We start from the raw sequence: 6,002 nt of genomic DNA on the forward strand, positions 1-6,002 counted from the left end.
GGGTTTTCTCCTTCTCGATCGGTAGGCCTCGATGGGTCGGTGGGGTTGTTCACCGCACCGATTTGATGGGAACGATTGCCATCGCTCCGAGGAACACCATTGCCGTGGCGACGCTGAGTAGCATGGTGTAGTTCTGCCCACCGCTCCCGACCTCGAGCATCAACGCGCCGATCAGCGGCGCGAGCGACTGCGGGACGGCGTTTGCAATGTTGAACACGCCGAGATCCTTCGCGGGGTTGCTCTGATCGGGTAGTACGGCAAGCACGAGAGCGAAGTCGGTGGAGAAGTAGATCCCGTAAGCGACGCCGAGGACCGCTTCTACCACGTAGAAGCCCGCTACAGTGTCGACGCCGATCAAGAAGACGGTGCCGACGGCGGAGATCATGGTCGAGATGAACACCGGCGCCTTGCGGCGATTGAATCGATCGGCGATTATGCCTGCGAACAGGGTTGTCCCCAACAGGGCGATCGTGTAGATGGTTACTCCGGTGGCCACAGCGCGGGTGGCGGCGCTCAGGTCGAGGCCGACGCGGTCTTGCATCCAGAACAGCCGGAACGTGGTGAACATGAACAGGCCGACGAGGAACAGCAAGCGCGAGAGCAGCACCCATGCGAAGTCCGGGTGTTTGCGCGGGTTCACCCAGAACATATGGATCAGAGCGCGAGCGCCCATCCGCGGTGGCTTGACCATGAGTGGTTTGTCCGGGAGCACTATCGCATAGACGCTCACGCCGACCACACCGATGACAGCCGGCACCATGAACAACGCCAGCATGTTCGTTTCCAGCAGGGTGGCGACGTAGGTTGAGGCGAGGATTCCCAGGTTCTGCGCAATGTTGACGTATCCGGAGATGCTGGCGTGCCGGCGGGGTGGGATCTGGTCGGCGATGGTTGCGAGGTAGGCAGAAAAGGCGGCGTTCGAGAAAATCTGTGCCACGAACCAGCCGATCACAAGTACGAAGACGCTGTTGCCGAGGGCGATGACCAGCAGAGCAACAGCCAGCCCTACAATTCCTATGATCATCCACGGCCGACGCCGTCCCCACGGCCCGGTGGTGCGGTCCGAGATGTATCCGAAGACGGGATTGGCGGCAATCGCGGCGATCGCTCCGACGCCGAGCACCAATCCCGTGGCCTGCGGTGCTTCGTCTTCGCCGACCAGGGAGATCAGCTTGATCCCCATGCTCACCATCACCGGGCCGAGTAGCGCCAAGAACAGTGCCAACTGCGCGAAGCCGAAGGCCGCCATGACCGGAATCGAGGGCATCTCCGTCGGGGGAGCGAGCACCGAACTGCCCGCTGGCGGTGGATTCGGAATCTTGTCTGCGATTCCGCGCTCGGCGTCACTAGAATCTGTTGGCATCAGAACTCCTCTCCGCGTTCCCAAATCAGCGCGGTCCCCCGTGTTTGGATAGGGCTCTATCTCACCTTTTTCACCGGTAGGATGGCGATCGCTCCGAGTAGTGCTATTACTCCGCTGACGATGTAGAGCAGTGTGTAGTTCTGTCCCCCTGCTCCAACGGCGAGCAGTCCCGCACCGACCAGCGGAGCGAGTGATTGGGGGGCGGCGTTGGCGATGTTGAAGATCCCGAGGTCTTTCGCCACATTGTTGGGATCAGGAAGTACCTCGATGACCAAGGCGAGGTCGGCGCCGAAGTAAATCCCGTACGCGATCCCGAGGATCGCCTCCACCAGGTAGAAGCCGGATACCGAGTCGACAACGGCAAGTAGTCCGAAGCCGATCGCCGACACTACGACCGAGGCGAAAACCAGAGGCTTGCGCCGTTTGATCCGATCGGAGACCATCCCGGCAATCTGGCCGGAGACCATCAGAATCACGGTGTAAATGAGCACCCCGGTGGCCACGACCGCGGCGGCGGAGTCGGTATCGAGACCGATGTGGTCTTGCATCCAAAACAGCCGGAACGAGGTGAACATGAACAGGCCGATGAAGAACAAGAAGCGTGAGAGGAATGCCCATGCAAAGTCCGGGTGCAGGCGCGGGCTCACCCAGATCAGGGAAAGCCATTCGCGACCGCCCAGTGACGGGGGCTTCGAGACCAGTGGTTTGTCCGGGAGCACGAGCGAGTACACGACCATGCCGATGACGCCGATGACGGCGGGAACCATGAAGATCGCAATCATGTTCGACGAAAGGAAGCTCACGGCGTACACGGCGACGAGGATCCCTGACTGCTGTGCGACGTTGACCAACGCCGAGATGCTTGCGTGGCGGTGCACTGGGATCTGATCGGCGATGGTGGCCAGGTAGGCCGCCAGGGACGCGTTCGCGACGAGTTGTGCTGCGAACCAGCCGGCGATCAGGACCGGAATGCTGTCGCTGACCGCGATCACGAGCAGACACAATGCCAGTCCGACACTGCCGCCGACCATCCATGGTCGGCGTCGTCCCAAAGGTCCGGTCGTGCGGTCGGACAGGTAACCGAACACGGGACCGGCGACCACTGCCGCAATCGCGCCGATGCCGAGCACCAACCCCGCGGCCTGTGGTGCGTTGTCGGACCCGACCACAGCGGTCAGTTTGATCGCGATGCTTACGGTTGGAGGCCCGACCAGGGCTACGAACAGTGCGAACTGCGCGAACGCGAACGCGGCCATCACCCGGGGTTTGGGCATCTCGGTCGGAAAATTGAGGTCCGGGTGTTCGATCAACCCAAGATTCGAATCGTCGACCCCACCTCCCCCCGGTGTGTCGTCTGACGGAGTTGCCATGAGAGTTCCTCTTGTTGCCGAAGTTGGCCGGACCACTGATTCCGTAACGAAGAATCGCCTGAAAGTGACTCGCGCCACTATCGGTGCCTCTGATCAAGCTAGATCCGTTAGTGTGGGGAAGCAAGAGCGCGTTTTGATCCGGCCCCAGTTGGGTCGTCCCCTTCGGGGAGTGCGTGGTCAGGGGCCTTTGATCCGCTGCGGCACGGTGCGATGCCTCGATCGTCGCCTGCGCTGAATCAGGCAGCGCCGCTCACTTCTGGCGGGCGACCATGTTTCGGGGCGGGGACCTCGCGGTCGGTGCTGATGTGGGTCAGTCTGTCCGAATCGGGGATCCCGGCCGACTATTTGCCGAGATGATCAACTCTGAATCCTCTTTCAGAAAACGCAACAATTCGAGCGATGTGTTCGGCTCCACCGCAAGGAGTTTGGCTGCAATAGCCGGAAGTCGAACAACCGACAACTCTTCTGCCCTGTCGCGACACTGCCGCGATCGGGGTCGGGTGGTACGGCAAGTACGAGAGCGAAGTTGGAGGAGAAGTAGATCCCGTAAGCGATGCCCAGGACAGCTTCGATGATGTAAAAGCTCGCTACCGTATCGGCGCCGATCAGGAAGAGTGTGCCGATGGCGAAGATCATCGTCGAGATGAACACCGGCGCCTTCCGGCGATTCAGTCGATCGGCGAGATAGCCGGCGAGCATGGTGGTAGCCAACAAGGCGATCGTGTAGATGGTTACGGCGGTCGCCACGGCGCTGGTGGCGGCACTCAGGTCGAGGCCGACGCGATCTTGAACCCAGAAGAGTCGGAACGAGACGAACAGGTACATGCCGATGAACAGCAGCAGGCGCGAAAGCAGGACCCAGAGAAAGTCCGGGTGCTTACGCGGTTCACCCAGAAGAGTGTGATCCACTCGTGAGCGCGCATGCGCGGTGGCTTGGCCGTGAGGGGCTTGTCCGGGAGCACAATCGCGAAGACGCTCATGCCGATCACGCCGATGACGGCCGGCACCATGAACAACGCCAGCATGTTCGATTCGAAGAAGCTGGCGATATAGGTGGAGGCGAGGATTCCCAGGTTCTGCGTGATGTTGACGTACCCGGAGATGCTTGCGTGTCGCTCCGGCGGGATCTGATCGGCGATGGTTGCCAGGTAGGCAGAGAAGGCGGCGTTCGCGAAGATCTGTGCCACGAACCAGCCGATCACCAGGAGGAAAACGCTGTTGGCGAGCGCGATGGCGAGTAGGGCTACTGCGAGCCCTACGGTTCCCACTATGATCCACGGCCGGCGGCGTCCCCAGGGGCCAGTGGTGCGGTCTGAGATGTGTCCGAAGACGGGATTGGCGATCATCGCGGCAATCGCTCCGACACCGAGCACCAATCCGGTGGCCTGTGGCGCATCGTCTTCGCCGACCACGGAGATCAGCTTGATCCCCAGGCTCACCAATACCGGCCCGAGGAGCGCTACGAAGATCGCGAACTGCGCAAATCCGAAGGCAACCAGACATGGAATCCGGGGCATCTCAGTGGGGGGAGCGAGTGCCGAACCTCCCGCTGGCGGTGGGTTCGGAATCTTGTCTGCGATTCCGCCTTCGGCGTCACCAGAATCTGTTGACATCAAAACTCCTCTCCGCGTTGGCAAGTCAGCGCGCCCCCGTGTTTGGACAGGTTCTTGTCGCACCTATTCATTGGCAGGATGGCGACGACGCCGAGCGGTGCTATCACGGCGCTGACGATGTAGAGCAGCGTGTAGTTCTGGCCCCCGCTCGGATAGCGGGCAGTAGGCCACGATCACCCTGGTTTGGGCATCTCGGTCGGCGAATCGAAGCCCGAGCGTTCGATCAGCCCCAAACTAGGGTCGTCCCCCTCGCCCCCTTTGGGGGTGCCATCTGCGGTAGTTGCCATGGCCGTTCCTCTTGCTGAACTCGGCTGGATCTAGGAACCCGTTGGGGCTTTTCCGGATGTGACTCGCGCCACCGTCGGCGCCATTTGAACAACCTAGATCCGTTAGTGTGGGGAAGCAAGAGCGCATTTCGATCAGGCCCGATTCATGCCGTCGCATTCGGAGAATGCGTGGTCAGGCGCCTTTGATCTGCTGCGACACGGGGCGATGCTTCGATCCTCGGTCGTTCTGAACTTGTGGAGCAATATGCAACGTTTGCCCTCATGCAACGTTTGCTCTGTTGACGATTTCTCGCGATGTCGTGGGTGCCGACACCGAGGTCGAACACTGCGATGGTGTCGGTGCGGGATCGCGGCGATGGGCAGCGCCGGGTCGAGGTCGTATCGCCGCCAGCTCGGTGCGCTCGATGCGTTGCGCCACAATGGGACTCAACAGCTCCACCGCGCCAGCGAGGAGGGCGTCGGAGGTCGGCACGAAATGCACCGTCGCCGTCGTCGTCGATGACGCGACATCGACTGGGGAGGCCCCGCGTTCCCCGATCAGGGCAATCACCAGCGACACCTTCCCGCGTTCGACCTCGCCGACCACCACCGCCGAACGGGTCAGGGTGTCGGGGCGGGACTTCGTTTAGGCGAGATCCGCGGTGCACGTTGAACCAGACCACATGTCCTGCCACGGGTGTCGACGGCGATCGTGTGGACACCTTTTCGCACGTTCACTGATCAAGGAGCTCCGACATGGTCCTGCCGATTCCCTCCAGACGGCGCACCGGTGTCGTTCTCGCTCTTGCCGGTGTGACGGTTTTACTCGGCTCGGCCCCTGTAGGTGCCGAGCCCGCCACCCCGTCGATTCCGCGCGGCATGCTCCGAATCGTCGACGACGTGCTCGGTCCGCAGAACCCCGGCTTCTGGAACCCTGAAGTTTCGGGAACCCGCGTTTTGACTCCGGTCGAGCCCGGGGTGATCGTGGCGTGCGCAAGCGGCTTCGAGCCCACGATCTCGTGCTCGACGATCGATCGGCGCGAATTGTCGCCGCAGCGCCGCCTCGTGTTCATCGACGTTCCCGCGATCGGAGAGCCACCACTGCGCGTGTGGATCGACGTCCTCCCCCGCTTGGATGAGGGATCCCTGGGTGAGTGAACTGACGGAACGCCTCCTCACCCGTTGAGACCGGGCCCTCTCGGTCAGTGTTTTGCGTGCGAGTAGCCGGACGGCTTGTCAAGACGCAGGCGCCAAGTGTCGCCAACGCGCGTCCTTGACTCCACAGACACACGAACAGCTTGGGATCAAGTCTTGGGGCGTGGCAAAAGGGGGATTACCGCGGAAGCGTTTCCGTGGCCGACGGTCTGGCCGGGTGTCTCGCTCCTCACAA

4 protein-coding genes and 1 pseudogene are annotated in these 6,002 nt (G+C 61.8%); 2 read left to right on the forward strand and 3 right to left on the reverse strand.

Going from position 1 to position 6,002, the window contains the following annotated elements:
• Positions 1-49: 49 nt before the first annotated feature.
• From RM2_RS20470 to RM2_RS25695, 3 genes and pseudogenes are all read right to left on the reverse strand, one after another.
• Positions 50-1,363 (reverse strand): MFS transporter, encoded by a 1,314-nt coding sequence (locus tag RM2_RS20470; protein ID WP_084721912.1) that lies wholly within the window; start codon positions 1,361-1,363, stop codon positions 50-52.
• A gap of 56 nt (positions 1,364-1,419) precedes the next feature.
• Positions 1,420-2,733 (reverse strand): MFS transporter, encoded by a 1,314-nt coding sequence (locus RM2_RS20475; protein WP_084721913.1) that lies wholly within the window; start codon positions 2,731-2,733, stop codon positions 1,420-1,422.
• A gap of 375 nt (positions 2,734-3,108) precedes the next feature.
• A pseudogene (locus RM2_RS25695) lies at positions 3,109-4,346 on the reverse strand (MFS transporter).
• Positions 4,347-4,911: 565 nt separating this feature from the next.
• Here RM2_RS25695 and RM2_RS24170 point away from each other — a divergent pair.
• The gene (locus RM2_RS24170; RefSeq protein ID WP_139277858.1) at positions 4,912-5,262 is read left to right on the forward strand and encodes a hypothetical protein; all 351 of its coding nucleotides are present in this window, start codon (positions 4,912-4,914) and stop codon (positions 5,260-5,262) included.
• Between the two features lie 106 nt (positions 5,263-5,368).
• Positions 5,369-5,770 carry a hypothetical protein gene (locus RM2_RS20495; protein ID WP_072691355.1) on the forward strand — a complete coding sequence of 134 codons (402 nt, stop codon included), beginning with the start codon at positions 5,369-5,371 and terminating at the stop codon, positions 5,768-5,770.
• The last annotated feature ends 232 nt before the right edge of the window (positions 5,771-6,002 follow it).

The organism is Rhodococcus marinonascens NBRC 14363, from assembly GCF_001894885.1.
GTDB lineage: Bacteria > Actinomycetota > Actinomycetes > Mycobacteriales > Mycobacteriaceae > Rhodococcus_F > Rhodococcus_F marinonascens.